The following is an 18,518-nucleotide window of genomic DNA, read 5'->3' on the forward strand; positions in this document are numbered from 1 at the left end:
GACGTCGTCCGCGAGTCGTCAGGGGGGCGGGTTGCGACATCGTCCGAGGGATTCCACCGTGCCGGGAGCCGTCCGTTCCGGCGGCCCGGGCAGTGCCGGCGGTACCCCCACCCTCCGTACTCCCCTGCGGGAGCCGGACGGGCGCTGAACAGCACCACCGCACCATGAACGCGAGGGGATCCAACCGGTGGAACCGGCAAACCACTTCACCGTCCTGCGGCGGTACTGGCGGCTGCTCGCCGGTTGTACGCTCGCCGCACTCGTCGTCGGCTGGCTGCTGGCCCCCGCCGGCGACGCGGTGGACAACGCCAGATGGAAGTGCAAGGTCGCCATCACGCCGGTCGCGGGGGCCGGCGACACCGTGCGGGCCGACCAGGTGCTCTCCTACGCCCAGGGGGCCGACGTCGCCACGGCCACCGCCAGACAGCTCGGCATCACGGACGCCGCCGAGGTGATCGCCCGCCGGACGGTCACCGCGGACAGCGCCCAGATGCTGACCATCGCCACCACCGGGCCGACCCGGCAGTCCTGCTCCGACCTGGCCACCGCCTACTCGGCCGCGATCATCAAGGGCTACAGCGACGAGTCGGCCCGCAGCTCCTCCGAGACCATCAAGAAGCTCCAGGCGCAGGCGGACGAGCAGCAGCGGCAGCTGAACGAGATCCAGCAGCAGTACACCCGGTCCTCGGCCGCCGACCAGCCCAAGCTCCAGCCCAAGCTGACCGCCGCCAACACCTCGCTGACCACCACCCTCACCTCGATCAGCAAACTGCAGAACGCCGCCCAGACCGACGCCATCCAGCAGTGGGGCAGCATCGACGCCCGGCAGGGGGCGGGCAACCTGCTCTCCTCCCCCAGCCGGGGCGTGCGGCTCGGCCTCGCGGTGGCGCTCGGGCTCGCGCTCGGCGTGGTCGCCGCACTGATGCTCAGCCGGATGGACACCAGGCTCCGCACCCGCAACGGCGTCGAGGAGGCGTTCAACCTTCCGGTGATCGGCGAGGTGCCGCAACTCTCCCGCCGCCTGCGGAGGTTGCGCGAACCGCTGGTCCGCGCCCGGCCCTCCGACCCGGCCGCCGAGGCCTACCGTTCCCTGCGCTCCACCCTGCTGCTCACCGGCCCCGACTCCCTCGCCCGCCCGACGGGCGGCGACGACCGGGATCCTGCGGAGACCGTCTCGCGGCGGCTCGCCGAGCCCGCGCCGGTGGTGCTGGTCACCTCCGGCAGCAGCCTCGACGGCCGGACCATCACGACCGCCAACCTGGCCGCCGCCCTCGCCGAGACCGGCCGCGGAGTCCTGGTCCTGGACTGCGACTTCCGCAACCCCCAGCTGCACGCCCACCTCGGGGTCGGCGACGGACCGGGCATGGCCGAGCTGCTCAGCGGCGAACGGCTGGGCGAACTGGACGACCTGATCCGGCCGACCAACGTCGAAGGGGTCTCGCTGATCACCGGCGGGAACACCACGGCGTACCCGGCCGCGCTGGTGCTGCGCGCCGCCGAGGTGCTGCGCCGGGCCCGCCGGCACGCGGACGTCATCCTCGTCGACACCTCCCCGCTGCTGCACGCCAACGACGCGTACGACCTGGTGCAGCACGCGGACGCGGTGCTGGTCACCGTGCGGAGCGGCAACGTCACACCCGAACAGGCCGACCGGGTGGCCGAGTTGCTCTCCCGAACCGGTGTCCCCGTGGCCGGGGTGGCGCTGCTCGGCACGTCCGGCCGGCCGTCCGGACGGCGGCGGCGCGGCACCGGGGGCGGTGCCGGCGTGCCGGCCGGACGGGGCGGGCAGCCGACCGCGGTGCCGCGGGCGGCCGGGCCGGTGGCCGAGCGCCACGGCGCGCGGCCCGGTGAACGGTCGGGAGAGCGCGGACGCGGGGACGGGCGCGGGGACGGGCGGGCCGCACCGAGCTGGGCCCGACGCGCGCCCGGCCCGGGCGGCGGACCCGGACCGGAGCACGAGTCGACGCCCGACTCCCCGCACGGACCCGGCAACGCGCCGGGTCACGGGCCAGGCCACACGCCGGGTCACGCGCCGGAGCGTGGCCCGGGGACCGGCGCCCGCGGCACGGACGGCCCCGACGGCAACGGTCGCACCGGCCGCCCCGGCCTCGGCCGCGGCGTCAACGGGCTCGGCCCACGGAGCGGCGCCCCGGGAAGCGACCACGGCGGCGGCCGCGGCGGCGACCACGGCGAGCCGGCCCTGCTGCACGAGGCGGAGGAGCGGTGAACGCGCCGGCGCACGGCACGACGGACGAGCCCACCCGGGTGCTCTGGCTGGCCAAGGGCCTCGGACGCGGCGGCGCCGAACAACTGCTGCTCAACTGCGCCCGCCACGCCGACCGTTCGCGCTACCGGATCGAGGTCGCCTACGTCCTGCCGTGGAAGGACGCGCTCGCCCCGGCGCTCACCGAGGCCGGCGTCCCGGTGCACTGCCTCGGCGGCGCCCCGGGCACGCCCGGCCGGGCCGACCCGCGCTGGCCGCTGCGGCTGCGCCGGCTGATCGCCGACCGCCGATACGGCCTGGTCCACACCCACATGCCCGTCCCGGCCGCCGCCGCCCGGCTGCTCTCCCCCACGGTCGCGCCGGCGCCACGCCTGGTGCACACCGAGCACAACGTCTGGGACCGCTACCGCACGGCCACCCGCTGGGCCAATGCCCTCACCTACCGGCGCAACGACGCGGTGATCGCCGTCTCGCACGCCGTCGAGCGGACCATCCCGGCGGACCGGCGCCGCCCCGGCGACTGGGTGACCGTGGTGCACCACGGACCGGACCTGGCCGGCGCCCCCGAGGGGCCGGCCGCCCGCGCCGCCGCCCGCGCCGGACTCGGGCTCCCGGACGACGCGTTCGTGGTCGGCACGGTCGGCAACCTGACCCCGAAGAAGGACCAGGCCACCCTGCTCGCCGCGCACGCCGCGCTGCGCCGCCGCCGCCCGGACGCCCGGCTGGTGCTGATCGGCGCCGGGCCGCTGGAGGCCCGGCTCCGCGCCCTCGCCGCCGAACTCGGCCTGACGGACGCCGTCCTCTTCACCGGATCGCGCGCCGACGTGCCCGAACTGCTCCCCGCCTTCGACGCGTTCACCCTGAGTTCGCGCCAGGAGGGTTTGCCGGTCGCCCTGATGGAGGCCATGACGAGCGGTCTGCCGGCCGTGGTCACCCGGGTCGGCGGCATGCCCGAGGTGCTGGACGACGGCGACCAGGGGTTCCTCGTGCCGCCCGGCGACCCCTCCGCCCTGGCCGACGCCTTCGCCCGGCTCGCCGACGACCCCGAGCTGCGCACCCGGCTCGGCGCGGCCGCGCGCGAACGGTCGAAGCGGTTCGACGTGGCCGGCGCGCAGCGGGCCGTGGAGGCGGTGTACGCGCGGGTCCTGCTGCGCTGACCTCCCCCGTCCCCCGCCGGAGTACCGAATCTGCCCGTGCCCCCGACCACCGATGGGAGAGCGAGTCCGGACGTGAGCGCCCTGCCCGCCCGCGCCGAGCCGGCCTTCCGCCCGCTCGCCGAGTCCGACCTCCCCGCCGTGCTCGACCTGCTGACCGCGTCCCTCGCGGGCGGTCCGACCGGCACCCGCACCGCGGAGTTCTTCACCTGGAAGCACCGGCGCAACCCGTTCGGCGCGAGCCCCGGGCTGCTCGCCGAGACCGCCGATGGGAGGATCGTCGGCGTCCGGCTGTTCCTGCGCTGGCAGTGGCACCGGGGGGACGGCCGCACCGTGGCCGCGGTCCGCCCGGTGGACACCGCCACCCACCCGGACTTCCAGGGCCGGGGCATCTTCCGCCGGCTCACCACGGACCTGCTCGACCAGGTCGCCGACGAGACCGAGCTGGTCTTCAACACACCCAACGGCAACAGCCTCCCCGGCTACCGCACGATGGGCTGGCAGGAGCTGGGCCGGGTGCCGATCGCGGTTCGGGCCGTCCGGCCGGCCGCCTTCGCCCGCGGCGCACGCGCGGCGCTGGCCCGCCGCCCGGCCGGTCGGGCGGCGGACCGACCCGTCGGCCCGACCTGCCCACTGCCCACCGCGGCCGACTGGTTCGCCGACCCCGCGGGCGGCGGGGCGGCGGGTCCCGTGGGGGAACTGCTCCGCGAACGGGCCGCCGCCGACGCCGCCGACCATCGCCTGGCCGTCCGACGCACCCCGGAGTTCCTGCGCTGGCGCTACGGCGAGGCCCCCGGCCTGGACTACCGGGTCCTCACCTGCCACCGCGGCGCCGAGCTCACCGGGCTGGCCTTCGGCCGCCCCCGACGGCGCGGACCGCTGGCCGAGTTCACCCTCTCCGACGTGCTGGTCCGCCCCGGTGACCGGGACAGCGCCGCCCGGCTGCTGCGCGCCGCCGCCCGCGAGTCCGGCTGCGACCACGTCGCCACCCACCTCTCCCCCGGCACCGAAGCCGCCGGCGCCGCACTGCGGGCCGGCTTCCTGCACGCCCCCCGGACCGGTATGACCCTGGCCGCCCGCACCCCGACCGGACCCACCCCGCTCACCCTGGCGGACTGGCGGTTCGGTCTCGGTGACCTGGAGGTGTTCTGATGCCCGGTCCGCCGGGGGCGTCAGGGACGTCCGCGCCGCCCAGGGCCTCCCCGCACGGCGCCGCCCGACCACCCGCCCGGGGCGGCCGGCCCCGGCCCGGGCTCCCGCGGGCGGCCCTGACCCGCGTCCCCTGGCCGTCCGCCCTCGCGGCAGCCCTGGTCACCGGCTACGTCACGGTCTTCGTCCTGGCCTCGGCGCACACCTCGTACGACACCTGGGGCGCGCTGCTGGTCCTGCCGGCGCTGATGGCCGTCGGCACGCCGCTCCTGGCCCGGGTCGCCTCCGCCAATCCCGAACGGAACATCTTCCGGCTGCTGCTCCTGGCCATGACCGCCAAGCTGCTCTGCGCCTTCCCCCGCTATCTGATGGCCTTCGTGCTGTACGGCGGCGCCGCCGACGCCAAGATGTACCACCAGGAGGGCATCGAGCTCGCCGCCTACCTCGACCAGGCCGACCTGCTCACCGGCGTCCACTACGACCTGGGCATGAAGGTGGCCGGCACCGGCTTCATCATCATCGTCACCGGCGTGGTCTACGCGATCACCGGGCCGTCGCTGATCGGCGGCTTCCTGGTCTTCTCCTGGATCGGGTTCTGGGGCCTGCTGCTGTTCTGGCGGGCCCTGCAGATCGCCTTCCCCGAGGCGGACACCCGCAGGTACGCGAAGCTCGTGTTCTTCCTGCCCTCCCTGCTGTTCTGGCCGTCGAGCATCGGCAAGGACGCCTGGATGATGTTCTGCCTGGGCCTCACCACGTACGGCACCGCGCGCCTGCTGGACCGCCGGTTCGGCGCCTTCGCCTGCATCGTGCTCGGCTCGCTGGGCACCGCGATGGTCCGCCCACACGTCACGGCCCTCGCCGGAGCCGGGCTGATGGTCGCGTACGTGCTGCGCCGGCGACCGCGCCAGGTGACCGCGCTGGGGCCGTTGCGGACCATCCTGACCGCCGTGGTGCTGGGCGCGATGGCGGTCCTGATGCTGCAGCAGGTCTCCACCTTCTTCGGTACCGACGGCACCGGCGGCGACGCCGTCAACCAGGTGCTCTCGGAGACGTCCCGGCGCACCAGCCAGGGCAACTCGATGATCAACGCGAGCGCGCCCGAGGACGCTTCGCCCGAGTTCGGTCTCAACCCCGCGGGGCTGCCGGTCGCCGTGGTCAGCGTGCTGTTCCGGCCCTTCCCGTTCGAGGCGTCCAACATCCAGAACCTGGTCCAGTCGGTCGAGTGCTTCGCCCTGCTGGTCATGTTCGTCCGGGCCTGGCCGCGGCTGAGCCGAATCCCGCGGCTGTTCGTGCAGCGCTCGTACGTGGCGTTCGCCGTCGTGTACACGCTGCTGTTCTGCTGGGCCTTCTCGACCATCAACAACATGGGCATCCTGTCCCGGGAGCGCGTCCAGGTGCTGCCGATGGCGCTGGTCCTGCTGGTCGTCCCGGCCGCCGCGCCGACGCGCGGGGCCGTGAGGAAGCGCCGGCCGCCACCGGTGTGGCGGGTCGCGCCGGGCCAGTGGGGCACCCGGCGGACGTCCGCTCCGCCGACGCCGCCGCCCGCCCCACTCACCGGACCGGCCTCGCTCACCGGACCGGCCGGACCGCACGAACCGCACCCACCGTTCGAACCGTTCGAGCGGTCCGGACGGCAGCAGTCGCCGTCGCCGGGCAGTCACCGTCCCAGGGGGGATCACCCGCACCATGACCACTGACACCGTTGCCCTGCCCGCCGCCCTCGGCGGCACCCCCGCCTTCCCGGCCGGGCTGCCGCTCACCCGGGTCCAGGTCCCCGACCGCGCCGCGCTGCTGGAACGGCTCGGCACCGTGCTGGACAGCGGGCAGCTCACCAACGGCCGGACCGTCGCCGAACTGGAGGAGACCGCCGCCGGATTGCTGGAGGTCCCGCACGTGGTGGCGGTCTCCAACTGCACCGCCGGCCTGATGCTGGTGCTGCAGGCCGCCGGGGTCGACGGCGGCCGACCCGTGGTCATGCCCGGCTTCACCTTCTCCGCCACCGCGCACGCCGCCCACTGGGCCGGCGGCACCCCGGTGTTCGCCGAGGCCCGCGAGTCGGACATCACCCTCGACCCGGAGGACGCCGCCGCCCGGCTGGCCGCCGCCGACCGCCCGGCCGCGCTGATGGCGACCCACGTCTACGGCACTCCCTGCCAGGTCGAACGGCTCCAGGAGGTCGCCGACGCCGCCGGGGTCCCGCTGGTGTACGACTCGGCGCACGGCTTCGGCAGCCGCCGCAAGGGCGTGCCGATCGGCAACTTCGGCTACGCCGAGGTGTTCTCGATGAGCCCGACCAAGGTCGCGGTGGCCGGCGAGGGCGGCCTGGTCGCCACCCACGACGCCGGCCTCGCCCGGCGGCTGCGCACCGCCCGCGACTACGGCAACCCGGGCGACTACGACACCCTGTTCCCCGGCCTCAACGCCCGGATGAGCGAGCTGCACGCCGCCGTCGGCCTCAACTGGCTGGCCGGACTGCCCGATCGGGTGGCCCACCGGGGCACACTGGTGGGCGAGTTCGCCGCCGTGACGGCCGGCCTGCCCGGGCTGCGGCTGGCCCTGCCGGAGGACGGCGACATCTCCACCTTCAAGGACCTCACGCTCATCCTGGACGCCGCCGAGTTCGGCCTCACCGCCCGCCGGCTCGCCGACGTGCTGCGGGCCGAGGGCATCGACTCGCGCCGCTACTTCCACCCGCCGGTCCAGCGCCAGCGCGCCTACGCCCACCTCGGCCAGGCCGACGCGCTGCCGCTCACCGACCGGCTCGCCGACTCGGTGCTGACCGTACCGCTGTGGTCCCAGATGGACGCGCCCACCGTCCGCCGGGTCGCCGAGGCCGTGGCCCGGATCCAGCCGTACGCGGAGCGCCTGCGCGCAGCCTGACCCGGCCGCGGCCGGTTACGCACATCGGGTGAACGCGGCTGGACCGCGGGGCCACCCGGTCGGCAGGATGTCCGGCCGGGGCCCGCGGTCCCATCTCACCCTCTCCCGTACGGATTTGGAGTACCCGGTGCTCAAGGGATTCCGCAGCTTCCTGCTGCGCGGAAACGTCGTCGACCTCGCGGTCGGCATCGTGATCGGCGCGGCCTTCACGGCCGTGGTCACCGGGTTCGTCACGGCGTTCCTCACCCCGTTGATCGGGGTCGCGACCGGCGCCGTCGGCGACTTCACCCAGAAGACCTTCGACGTGGCCGGCACCCGGTTCCCGTACGGCGTCTTCGTCAACGCGGCGATCGGCTTCGTGCTGGTCGCGGCGGTGATCTACTTCGTCGTGGTGGTGCCGGTCGGCCGCCTGCAGGCGCGGCTCGACGGGGACAAGGCGGCGCCGGCACCCAAGGCGGACTGCCCCGAGTGCCTGAGCAGGATCCCGGTGGCGGCGGTGCGCTGCTCCTTCTGCACCTCCGAGGTGGCCGGCCGGCCGGGCTTCCCCGCCCAGGCGGTCCACCAGTCCGCGCACCAGCCCGCCCCCCAGACAGCGCAGTAGCCGGTCCCGGAGACCGGTCCCGTGGGCTGGTCCCGGAGCCGGCGCAACCTCGCTGACCAGCACCGACCCCGATGTCGGGGCCGGCATCGGGGTCGGTGTCCGGGGCCGGTGGCGGATTCGGCCACGGGGCCGGTGACGGGTCGGCCCCGGGAGGCCTCGCCGGGCTCCCGGGAGGGCTCACCGGGACTTTATCCCCGAAACATTCACGAGCCCCCGTCGCGCCGTCGGCGGGGGCTCGAAAGCGCCGGCGCACAACCTGCCCGCAGAACTTTCTTCGACCGGTCCCGACCCGGCTACCGGCCGGTCACCGCACGGCCCTTCGGCGACACCGTCCGGCCACCGTTCGACCCCGCACGCTTTCCCGGGAGTGGCCGAAACCGGCCGCCAGAATGTCCGTTCTTCACACTTTCGAAACTTTTGTTCGGGCGAAGCTTGTGTAAACACTCGAACTGCTCGGCCTCCCGCTCTCCTCAGCAGGCTCATTGTGGGCTTACCGTATGCCCCATGACCTCGCCCCGCTCCTACGACGGAGTCGGCTACCCCCCTCCGTCCTTCTCCTCCGGCACGCCCATCTACGACAGCCTCGTCGCAGAGCGCGGTGTCCCGCAGATCGCGCCCATCAACGTGCCGGCCGCCCTGCCGCCGGCCCTCTCGTCCGGTTACGGATCCGGCCTCACCGCCCCTTCCTACGAGAACCGGTACGGCACCGGGTACGACAGCCCCGGCAGCAACCTCCCCGCGCTGCCGCCGGCCCGCCTCGCCCTGGGCCCCGGCCCGAGCAGCGCACCCTCCAGCGGCCCCGCGACCACCTACATCCCGGCGCAGTCGGCGCCCGCGTACGCCGCCGCGCCCCAGCCGCCCGTCCCCGGTTACGGCGGCCCCCAGCCGTACCTGCCCGGCCAGCGGCCGCAGGCTCCCGCACCCGGCTTCTCCCAGGCGACCACCGGTGGGTACCAGCCGTCCGGCGGCCAGAGCTTCGGCGGCCAGAACACCTTCGTCGGCGGCCACGGCCAGCAGACCTTCGGTGCGCAGCCGGCCGGCGGCCCCGGCGGCCCGCAGCACCAGGCCGGCCAGCCGCAGGGCGGGGCGCCGTCCTTCGGCGGCCCGCAGGGCTTCGGCGGCGGACCGACTCCGGGCGGCCAGGGCTACACCGGCCAGGGCTTCAACGGGTCCGGTTTCAACGGCAACGGCGACCAGTCCTTCGGCGGCGCGCAGCTCCGCCCGGCCGTCACCCCGGTCGCACCGGTCCGTCCGATGCAGCCGCAGCGCCCGGCCCCCTACGGGGAGCCCGCCCAGTTCCAGCAGGGCGGCTACCAGCAGCAGGGGCAGGGCTACTGAACCCATCCGGAGCCGCTGAGCTCACCCGGGCCGGACCCCACCCGGCCCGCACCCGCACCACCTGAGCACCACCCGGCGTGGCCAAGGCGTCGGGCGTACGGAGAAACGGGTCATCCACGGACCGCCCGGAACGCCGCCCCACCGGCGTACCGGGCGGTCCGTGCGCGTTCGCGGACCCGCGCGCCCGGGAGTCCGCGCGCCGGGTCCCCCGCCGATCGGGTGCAGACCGGGCGCGGACCGGGCCGGACCGGGCGTCGGCGAGACGCCGGGCAGAGGTCGCCCGGAGGCGCGGGGCCGCCCGGCCGAGGAGCCGCTCGGAGTGCCGCGGGCGAGCCCCCGACGGGGCCGCCGCCGCCCCGGGCCGTGCTGGCAGGATGGGGGAATGCAGCTCACCGGACTCCACGTCTACCCCGTCAAGTCGATGTACCGACTGAGCCCGGACAGCGCCCGGGTCGAACCGTGGGGCCTGTCCGGCGACCGGCGCTGGATGCTCACCGACGCCACCGGCCGGTTCGTCAGCCAGCGCGAGGACGCCGCTCTCGGCCAGGTCCGCACCGGGCTCCTCGCCGACGGCACGCTCGTCCTGACCGTCGCCGGCGGCAGCCGCGCCGAGATCCCCGCCCCCGCCGTCGCGGACGGGGACCCGCTCGCCGACGTGGAGGTCTGGGGCACCCGGTTCCGCGCCGCCGAGGCCGCCAAGGAGGCCCAGCTGTGGATCGCCGAGCACGTGGGCGACTACCGGCTGGTGCACCTGGACGACCCCCGGGTCCGGCCGGTCGACCCGACGTTCTCCGCGCCCGGCGACACCGTCTCGATGGCCGACGGCTTCCCGCTGCTGCTCACCACCACCGCCTCGCTGGCCGAGCTCAACGCGCTGATCGCCGCCGAGCACCCGGAGGGCCACGAGGAACTGCCGATGGAGCGGTTCCGCCCCAACGTGATCGTCTCCGGCGGCGAGCCGTGGGCCGAGGACGGCTGGCGCCGGATCCGGATCGGCGCGCTGACCTTCCGGGTGGTCAAGCCGTGCGGGCGGTGCGTGATCACCACCACCGACCAGGAGAGCGGCGACCGGCGCGGCCCCGAGCCGCTGCGCACCCTGGCCCGGCACCACCGGCTGCTGAAGAAGGCCGCGTTCGGGCAGAACCTGATCCCCGAGCGGCCGGCCGGCGTGGCGGGCGACGTACTCGGTACGCTCCGGCTCGGCGACGAGGTCGAGGTGCTGGAGGACGGCGCGCACTGGCCGGCCGACCAGCGGGTCTGACCCCCGCGCCCCCTCCGCCGCGGGCGTCGGCGCCGACTCCCCTTCGCGGCGCACGGCACCCGCGCCGCCCGCCCGGCCGGGCGGGCCGACGCCCGTACCCGCGTCCCGGAACCGCAAGTGTGCGCGCTCGTTGAAGCATGTGGTGAACCCGCGACGGTCCCCGGGCCGTGCGGCGGCGGGCGGGCGGGAGCATCCGCCCGGGCGCGCTACGGTGGGCGGACGGCCGCACACCCGCGTGCACCGCTCCCGTCTGCGTCGCACGAAGGTGAGTCGCATCCGCGCGCGTCCGGTCCGTAGATCGCCGGCTCGATGAAGGTGGGACGACAGACCGTCATGGCTGAGCACAGGGTCCGGGTCACTCAGGACAGCGCATCCCGCTGGCGGCGCCGCGCCGGCGAGTACGACACACTCGCGGAGGCCCTGGCCGCCGCCGAGCCGGGCGACACCGTGACCGTGCGACCGGGCACGTTCCGGGAGAACGTGGTGCTGGACAAGCCGGTCACGATCGTCCCCGCCCAGGGCGCCGGCACCGTCCGGATCGACCCGCCGGGCGGGGTGCCGCTGACCGTCACCGCTGCGGCGACCGTCCGCGACCTGGTGATCGAGGGCAGCGACAGCTCCGTCCCGGCGGTGCTGGTGACCGGGCCGGCAGCCACGCCCTCGTTCACCGGCTGCCGGGTGGAGACCCGGTCGGCGGCCGGGGTGGAGGTCACCGGGGGCGCCCGACCGACCCTGAAGAGCTGTGTGGTGGCCAACCCGGCCGGGCTCGGCCTCCGGCTGCGCGGCGAGGGGACCGCGGCCGCCTTCGAGGACTGCGAGGTGTCCGCCGCGGGCCAGGCCGGGCTGGCCGTGCTCGGCGGCGCCACCGCCGCCCTGGAGCGGTGCCGGGTGCACCACGCCTCCGGCGCCGGCGTCCTGCTCTCCGACCCGGGCAGCGCGGCCGAGCTGACCGGCTGCGAGATCTACGAGATCCGGGGCAGCGGCGTCCAGGCCGAGGCGCAGGCGGGCGGGCGGCTGGTCGACTGCGACATCCACCGGGTCACCGGCAACGGGCTCACCCTGGACGGCGAGGCCGAGCTGGTGCTGACCGGCTGCCGGGTGCACACCCTGCCCGAGAACGGCGCCGACCTGCGCGGCCGGGCCCGGCTGAGCCTCGTGCACTCCACCGTGCGCGACTTCGGGCGCGGGGCGCTCTCGGTCTGGGACCAGGGCACCGAGGCGACCGCCGAGTCGTGCAAGATCCACGGTTCGACCGGCGAGTACCCGGCCCTCTGGGTGAGCGACGGTGCCCGGCTCACGCTCACCGACTGCGCGCTGCACGACCTGCCGGACGCGCTCTTCGTGCTGGACCGCGACTCCGCCGCCGTCGCCGAGGGCTGCTCCTTCAGCCGGATCCGCAGCTCGGCGGTCTCGGTCAGCGGCGGTGCGACGGTCAACCTCACCGGCTGCCGGGTCCAGGAGGCGGGCACCGGGCTCTGGTTCCGCGACCACGGCAGCGGGGGTCTGATGACCGGCTGCGAGATCTCCGACGTGGCGACCGGCGTGATCGTCACCAAGGGCGCCGACCCGGTGCTGCGCGACTGCACCGTCCGGGCCGGCTCGGACGCCGGCGTCTACGTCTCGGCCCAGGGCCGGGGCACCTTCGAGGACTGCCGGGTGTCGCACGGCAAGGGGTTCGGCTTCCACATCATCGACGGCTGCCGCACCGTGCTGACCAGGTGCCGGGCCGAGCAGAACGAACGCGCCGGCTTCGAGTTCTCCGAACCGGGACCGGTGGTGGACGGCTGCACCTCGGACGACGTGGTCGCGGCGCCCACGACGGCCCTCGACGTACCGGCCCCGCGGAGCGCCCAACTGACGGCCGCCGCAGTACCGTTGGCGTCCGCCCTGCCGGCCTCCTCGGCGATCGGCCCGATCCCCGACTGCCGCCCCGCCGACGAGGCGCTCGCCGAACTCGACGGCCTGGTGGGCCTGGCGACGGTCAAGCAGGAGGTGCGGACGCTGATCGACCTGATCTCGGTCGGCCGGAGACGGCAGCAGGCCGGGCTGAAGGCGCCCTCGCTCCGCCGCCACCTCGCCTTCACCGGAGCCCCCGGCACCGGCAAGACCACGGTGGCCCGGCTCTACGGCGAGATCCTGGCCTCGCTCGGCGTGCTGCAGCGCGGTCACCTGGTCGAGGTGGCCCGGGTCGACCTGGTCGGCGAACACATCGGCTCCACCGCGATCCGCACCGCCGCCGCCTTCGACCGGGCCCGCGGCGGAGTCCTCTTCATCGACGAGGCCTACGCGCTGGCCCCCGAGGACGGCGCCCGCGACTTCGGCCGGGAGGCGATCGACACCCTGGTGAAGCTGATGGAGGACCACCGGGACGAAGTGGTGGTCATCGTGGCCGGCTACACGAGCGAGATGGAACGCTTCCTCTCCGCCAACCCCGGCGTCTCGTCCCGCTTCTCACGGACCGTCAGCTTCCCCGACTACTCGGCGGACGAGCTGCTCCAGATCGCCCGCGCCCAGTGCGCCGAGCACGAGTACGCCCTCACGGAGGACACCGCGAGCGCCCTCCTCGACCACTTCGCGGCCATCGAACGCGGCCCCAACTTCGGCAACGGCCGCACCGCCCGTCAGGTCTTCGAGACCATGGTCGAGCGCCACGCCATGCGCGTCGCCCAGCTCGCCGACCCGTCGACGGAGGAACTCCAGCTTCTCGTCCCCGACGACCTGCCCACGGCCGGGCGGTGACGGACGAGCGGTGACGGACGGGCGGTCAGGACGGGCGGTCAGGACGGTCCGGACCACTTCGGTGAAGGTCTCCGGGTCCCGGGCGCCGGCGACCTCCGTGACCGGGCCGGCCAGGGCCGCGACGGCCTCCCTGCGCGGGGCCGGCGGACCGTCACCGCCTCCCAGCCAGCGGCCTCGACGAGGGCGCGTGCGGTCCGGATGGTCCGCCGGTGCCGCTCGGCACGTTCGCGCTGACCGACGCGCTGTTCCTCACCGAGCGCCGGCGCACCGCCTGATCACCGGCGCACCGTCTGATCCAGGGCGCGCGGCCCGGCCCCGGGGCGCGGCCCTCAGCCCGTCCAGGCGCCGCCGGCCAGGAACGACTCCAACGCGGCCCGGTGCGGGGCGATGTCGATGCGCTCGCCGGCAAGCCACTCGTCCGCGTAGTACTTGTCGAGGTAGCGGTCGCCCGGGTCGCAGATCAGGGTGACCACGCTGCCGCGCTCCCCCGCCGCCCGCATCTCGGCGACGATCCTCAGCGCGCTCCACAGCCCGGTCCCGGTGGACGCGCCCGCCTTCCGGCCGAGCACGCCGTCCAGCACCCGCACGGCGGCGATCGAGGCGGCGTCCGGGACCTTCATCATCCGGTCGATCGCCCCGGGCACGAAGCTCGGCTCCATCCGGGGGCGCCCTATCCCCTCGATCCGCGAGCCGCTTCCGCAGACCGCGTCCGGATCGTGTCGGACCCAGCCGTCGAAGAAGCAGGAGTTCTCCGGGTCGGCCACGCAGATCCTGGTGTCGAACTGCATGTAGTGGACGTACCGGGCGATGGTCGCCGACGTGCCGCCGGTACCGGCGGTGGCGACGATCCAGGCCGGTTCGGGGTGCGGTTCCAGCCGCAGCTGGGCGAAGATCGACTCGGCGATGTTGTTGTTGCCGCGCCAGTCGGTGGCCCGCTCGGCGTAGGTGAACTGGTCCATGTAGTGGCCGCCGGTCTCCTCGGCGAGCCGCGCGGAGGCCTCGTAGACCTCGTCCGAGCGGTCGACCAGGTGACACTCCCCGCCGTGGAACTCGATCAGGTCGATCTTGGCCTGGCTGGTGGACTTGGCCATCACCGCGACGAAGGGCACCCCGACGAGCTGCGCGAAGTACGCCTCGGAGACGGCGGTGGAACCGCTGGAGGCCTCGATCACCGGCTTGCCGGGGCGGATCCACCCGTTGCAGAGCCCGTAGAGGAAGAGCGAGCGGGCCAGCCGGTGCTTGAGCGAGCCGGTGGGGTGGGTGGACTCGTCCTTGAGGTAGAGGTCGATCCCCCACTCGGCGGGGAGCGGGAAGCGGAGGAGGTGGGTGTCGGCGGAGCGGTTGGCGTCCGCCTGGACCTTGCGCACCGCCTCCTTGAGCCACGACCGGTACTCCGCGTCGGAACGGTCGACATCGACGGTCGGCTCGACGACCGGCCCGACGACCGGCTCGACGACCGGCTCCGCCTTCGGTGCGCGATCCGGTTCGACGATCGGCTGGGTACCCATGGCCACTCTCCTCGTGCGGGTGAATCGAGTCCTTCGAAGTCCCCCTCGAATGCTCACTACGAGTGTACGAGAGTCACGATAAGTGACCGTATGTGAAGCCCCAGCTTCCGCTTATCGCCCCGGGCGCCCCACCCGCCCCACGCCGAACGGGCCCGGCCCGTTCGGCCCGGCCGACCCGGCCTGTCCCGCCCTCCCGTTCCGACCCGTCCGGACCACCCGGCCCTGCCCGTTCAGCCCGGGACCACCGACTGCGGGTCCGCCAGGTACGGCAGCCACCCCAGCTCGGCCGCCCCCGCCAGCGCGCTGTGCGCGAGCTCGGCGCGGACGATCGGCACCCGCCCGCTGCGCCCCCAGAGGCTGCGCTCGGCGACGACCGCGCGCAGCCGCTCGGGCGCGGCCTCCAGGAGGTCGCGGTGGAGCCCGCTGAGCACCACCCGGTCGGGGTTGAGGATGTTGGCGACGCCGGCCAGCCCGAGACCGAGCCGGTCGATGACGTGCTCGACGGCCGCCCGCGCGCGCTCGTCGTCGGCGGCGCGCCGGCAGAGTTCGCGCGCCTGGTCGAGCGGCGGGCGGTCGCGGTCGGGGGTGAGCCCGGCGGCGGCGAAGAGCGCGTCCGGGTCGGTCTCCGAGTTGAGGCAGCCCCGGTTGCCGCACTGGCAGGGGCGCCCCTGCGGGTCGACGGTGAGGTGGCCGACCTCCAGGGCGAGGCCGGCGCTGCCGGTGTGCAGCCGGCCGTCGATGACCAGTGCGCCACCGACGCCCCGGTGGCCGGAGGTGACCAGCAGCAGGTGCCGGGCCCCCCGCCCGGCGCCGTGCCGGTACTCGGCGAGGGCGGCGAGGTTCGCGTCGTTGGCGATCGCGGTGGGCAGCGGATCGAGCGCGCGCGGGCCGTGGTCGGCACGGCCCACCTCGACGTCGTACAGGTCGGCGACCGGGGTGCCGCTGGGCCAGGCGAAGTGCAGGGCGGCGAGCGCGGTGCCGTCCGGTTCGGTGACCGGATTGGGCAGCGCGAGCGCGGCACCGAGGCAGCGCCGGTCGGTCTCGCGGGCGAGTTCGGCGCCCGCCTGGGCGACCGCGCGCAGCAGCCGGACCGGGTCGGTGGCGGCGGGCAGCGGGAGGTGGACCGGCGGGTCGAGCAGCCCGCCGAGTCCGGCCAGCGTGACGCTCAGCCCGTCCGCGTGGATCTGTCCGGCGACCACCACCGGGCCCGCGGGATCGATGGCGAGCCGGTGCGAGGGGCGCCCCCGTCCTCCGCCGGCCGGGCGGGAGTCGACCGTGATCAGGCCGAGCGACTCCAGTTCGGCGGTGACGGCTCCGGCCGTGGCCCGGGTGACGTCCAGCGCGCGGGTGAGCGCCGAGCGGGTCGGGGTCTGACCGGTGTGGATGAGCGAGAGCGCCGGGCCGAGCAGCGTCCGTCCACGGTCGGGGGCCGCGCGGCGGTGGGCGTCGCGCTGCGCGTCGGAGTCGGCCCCGGAGCCGGGCTTGGGACTTGAAGGTGTGAGCTGCACGCGCCTATTGTTACTTTGTGCCGCTCCGAAACAAAATCCGTCCCCCCGCCCCCGCCGACCGGCCGTCCGTCCAGTCTCGCAGCAAAGCGTCCGAACCCCACAGCTCCGGCCACGACCCCGCCGCCGCCGACCCCTCCGCCCGCGCCCTCTGGAGCACCGCCCGGATCGCGCTCACCGCCTTCTTCGCGGTCGACGGGTTCCTCTTCGCCGCCTGGGTCGTCCGCATTCCGGACGTCCGCAGCCAGGTCAACGCCTCCCACAGCGCCCTCGGACTCGCCCTGCTCTGCGTGTCCGCCGGGGCCGTCGCCACCATGCCGATCGTCGGGCGGCTCTGCCTGCGCTACGGCTCGCGCCCGGTCACCGTCGCCTCGCTCGCCCTGCTCGCCCTGGCCGTCCCGCTGCCCGCCCACACCCACTCGGTGGCCACGCTCGGCGGCGTCCTGCTGCTCTTCGGTGCCGGCTACGGCGGTGCCAACGTGGCCATGAACAGCGCCGCCGTCGAGATCGTCGCCGAACTCCGCCGCCCCGTCATGCCCAGCTTCCACGCCGGGTACAGCCTCGGCGGCCTGCTCGGCGCGGGCGCCGGCGGCCTGCTCGCCGGTTCGATCACCGCCGGCTGGTCGCTCGCGCTCGGTGGTCTGCTGGGCCTGGTCGTCACCGCGGTCGCGGGTGTCGCGCTGCTCCGCAGCCCGGCCGCACGCACGGCGCCGCCCGTCGCCGCAGCTCCCCTCACCGTTCCCACCGGCACCGGCACCGGGAGCGGGGCCGGGGACGACGGCAACCCGACGCACGCCCGGCTGCTCATCCTCCTGCTCGGCCTCACCGCGCTCTGCACCGCGTACGGCGAGGGCGCCGTCGCCGACTGGACCACCCTCCACCTCACCGACGACGTCCACGCGGGCGCCGGACTGGCCGCAGCCGGCTACGCGGCCTACGCACTCGCCATGACGACCGGCCGGGTCGGCGGCACCTGGCTCTCCGTCCGGCTCGGCCAGACCCGGCTGATGTTCCTCGGCGGGCTCACGGCGGCGGCCGGGATGCTGCTGGCCGCACTCGCCCCGGCGGCGCCGCTCGCCCTGGCCGGCTTCGTCCTGGTCGGGCTCGGCCTCGCCAACATATTCCCGCTCGCCATCGCCCGGGCCGGCGCCGAGGGCGGCCCGAAGGGGGTGGCGTTCGCGTCCACCCTCGGCTACGGCGGCATGCTCGTCGGCCCGCCCGTCATCGGGTTCCTGGCCGACGCGACCAGCCTCCCGGTCGCCCTGACCAGCGTCGCGGTCGCCGCCACCGTCGCGGCCGTCCTCCCCCTCACCGCCCGCCGCCGCTGACCCGCCCGCCCCGTCACCCCCGCCCGCACGCCCCCGCCCGCACCCGGCCCGGCCCGGCCCGGAGCCGACGACGGCGTGGACACCGCGGCCGACGGCGCCCGGGCCAGCCTCCCGGCGGACCGCCCCCGGGGTCCCGCCCCTCCCCCACCGTGCGAGGATCGCGCCATGACGAGCAGCAACGGACCGGTCCAGCTCCTGCGCGCCGCCGAGCGCCCCGCCACGGCGTGGCGGAACGGCGGCGGGGTGACCAGGGAGGTCGCCGGGCACCCCGCAGGCTCCGGGCTGGACGAGTTCGGGTGGCGGGTCAGCCTCGCCGACGTCGCGTCGGCCGGTCCGTTCTCCGCCTTCCCGGGCATCGACCGGGTGATCACCCTCGTCGAGGGCGAGGGCATGGCACTGACCGTCGACGGCGCCGAGCACGTCGTCGACGCCCCGTTCCGTCCGTTCGCCTTCTCCGGCGACGCGGCCACCGACTGCCGGCTGCTCGGCGGCCCGCTGGTCGACTTCAACGTGATGACCCGGCGCGGCCGGGTCACCGCCGACCTGCTGCTCGCGGACGCGCCCCGCACGGTGGACGTCCCGGCCGGCGCCGCCGTCCTGCTGGTCTGCCTGTCCGGCACCGCGACCGCCGGCTCCACCCTCCTCACCCGCTACGACGCCGCGCTCCTCGGATCCGCCGGTCCGTACGACCTGCGACCCGAGGGCGTGACCGCCGTGGTCACCTTCCGCACCGCCGGGCCGTCCGCCGCCTAGCCCGGACACAGCGCTGCGCAGGAAGTCGGCCGGTCCGACGTCCTGCGCAGCATCGGTGGCCACCGCGCCGGCCACCGC

The 18,518-nt window shown here is 75.3% G+C and carries 13 protein-coding genes; 11 read left to right on the forward strand and 2 right to left on the reverse strand.

Features of this window, described 5'->3' with window-relative positions:
- Positions 1 to 187: 187 nt before the first annotated feature.
- From PUR56_RS15095 to PUR56_RS15135, 9 genes are all read left to right on the forward strand, one after another.
- On the forward strand, positions 188 to 2,227 hold the full coding sequence (locus PUR56_RS15095) for a polysaccharide biosynthesis tyrosine autokinase (protein ID WP_329949288.1): 2,040 nt from the start codon (positions 188 to 190) through the stop codon (positions 2,225 to 2,227).
- On the forward strand, positions 2,224 to 3,381 hold the full coding sequence (locus tag PUR56_RS15100; RefSeq protein WP_329949289.1) for a glycosyltransferase: 1,158 nt from the start codon (positions 2,224 to 2,226) through the stop codon (positions 3,379 to 3,381). The genes PUR56_RS15095 and PUR56_RS15100 overlap by 4 nt, the downstream gene beginning before the upstream one ends.
- Before the next feature lie 72 nt (positions 3,382 to 3,453).
- Positions 3,454 to 4,530: a GNAT family N-acetyltransferase gene (locus PUR56_RS15105; RefSeq protein WP_329949290.1), complete on the forward strand. Its 1,077-nt coding sequence runs from the start codon at positions 3,454 to 3,456 to the stop codon at positions 4,528 to 4,530.
- Positions 4,530 to 6,224, forward strand: coding sequence for a hypothetical protein (locus tag PUR56_RS15110; protein WP_329949291.1), 1,695 nt, complete (start codon positions 4,530 to 4,532; stop codon positions 6,222 to 6,224). The genes PUR56_RS15105 and PUR56_RS15110 overlap by 1 nt, the downstream gene beginning before the upstream one ends.
- Complete coding sequence (locus tag PUR56_RS15115) at positions 6,214 to 7,407, forward strand: DegT/DnrJ/EryC1/StrS family aminotransferase (RefSeq protein WP_329949292.1); 1,194 nt, start codon at positions 6,214 to 6,216, stop codon at positions 7,405 to 7,407. The genes PUR56_RS15110 and PUR56_RS15115 overlap by 11 nt, the downstream gene beginning before the upstream one ends.
- A gap of 127 nt (positions 7,408 to 7,534) precedes the next feature.
- Positions 7,535 to 8,008, forward strand: a complete 474-nt coding sequence (gene mscL, locus PUR56_RS15120; RefSeq protein WP_329949293.1) for a large conductance mechanosensitive channel protein MscL — start codon at positions 7,535 to 7,537, stop codon at positions 8,006 to 8,008.
- A gap of 504 nt (positions 8,009 to 8,512) precedes the next feature.
- Positions 8,513 to 9,346 carry a DUF6643 family protein gene (locus PUR56_RS43440; protein ID WP_380361665.1) on the forward strand — a complete coding sequence of 278 codons (834 nt, stop codon included), beginning with the start codon at positions 8,513 to 8,515 and terminating at the stop codon, positions 9,344 to 9,346.
- A gap of 382 nt (positions 9,347 to 9,728) precedes the next feature.
- Complete coding sequence (locus PUR56_RS15130; protein ID WP_329949294.1) at positions 9,729 to 10,607, forward strand: MOSC domain-containing protein; 879 nt, start codon at positions 9,729 to 9,731, stop codon at positions 10,605 to 10,607.
- A 333-nt stretch (positions 10,608 to 10,940) separates the two neighbouring features.
- Positions 10,941 to 13,346 (forward strand): right-handed parallel beta-helix repeat-containing protein, encoded by a 2,406-nt coding sequence (locus PUR56_RS15135; protein WP_329949295.1) that lies wholly within the window; start codon positions 10,941 to 10,943, stop codon positions 13,344 to 13,346.
- 329 nt (positions 13,347 to 13,675) lie between these two features.
- On the opposite strand, the gene PUR56_RS15140 is transcribed toward PUR56_RS15135, so the two are convergent.
- On the reverse strand, positions 13,676 to 14,854 hold the full coding sequence (locus PUR56_RS15140) for a PLP-dependent cysteine synthase family protein (protein ID WP_329949296.1): 1,179 nt from the start codon (positions 14,852 to 14,854) through the stop codon (positions 13,676 to 13,678).
- Positions 14,855 to 15,084: 230 nt separating this feature from the next.
- Positions 15,085 to 16,263, reverse strand: coding sequence for an ROK family protein (locus PUR56_RS15145; protein ID WP_329949314.1), 1,179 nt, complete (start codon positions 16,261 to 16,263; stop codon positions 15,085 to 15,087).
- Positions 16,264 to 16,379: 116 nt separating this feature from the next.
- Here PUR56_RS15145 and PUR56_RS15150 point away from each other — a divergent pair, with 116 nt between their 5' ends.
- Both PUR56_RS15150 and PUR56_RS15155 read left to right on the forward strand, forming a co-directional pair.
- Positions 16,380 to 17,687, forward strand: a complete 1,308-nt coding sequence (locus PUR56_RS15150; RefSeq protein ID WP_443034503.1) for an MFS transporter — start codon at positions 16,380 to 16,382, stop codon at positions 17,685 to 17,687.
- A gap of 165 nt (positions 17,688 to 17,852) precedes the next feature.
- The gene (locus tag PUR56_RS15155; RefSeq protein ID WP_329949297.1) at positions 17,853 to 18,440 is read left to right on the forward strand and encodes a HutD/Ves family protein; all 588 of its coding nucleotides are present in this window, start codon (positions 17,853 to 17,855) and stop codon (positions 18,438 to 18,440) included.
- The last annotated feature ends 78 nt before the right edge of the window (positions 18,441 to 18,518 follow it).

The sequence above is a fragment of the Streptomyces sp. BE303 genome (genome assembly GCF_036290945.1).
In the GTDB taxonomy this organism is placed as follows: domain Bacteria; phylum Actinomycetota; class Actinomycetes; order Streptomycetales; family Streptomycetaceae; genus Kitasatospora.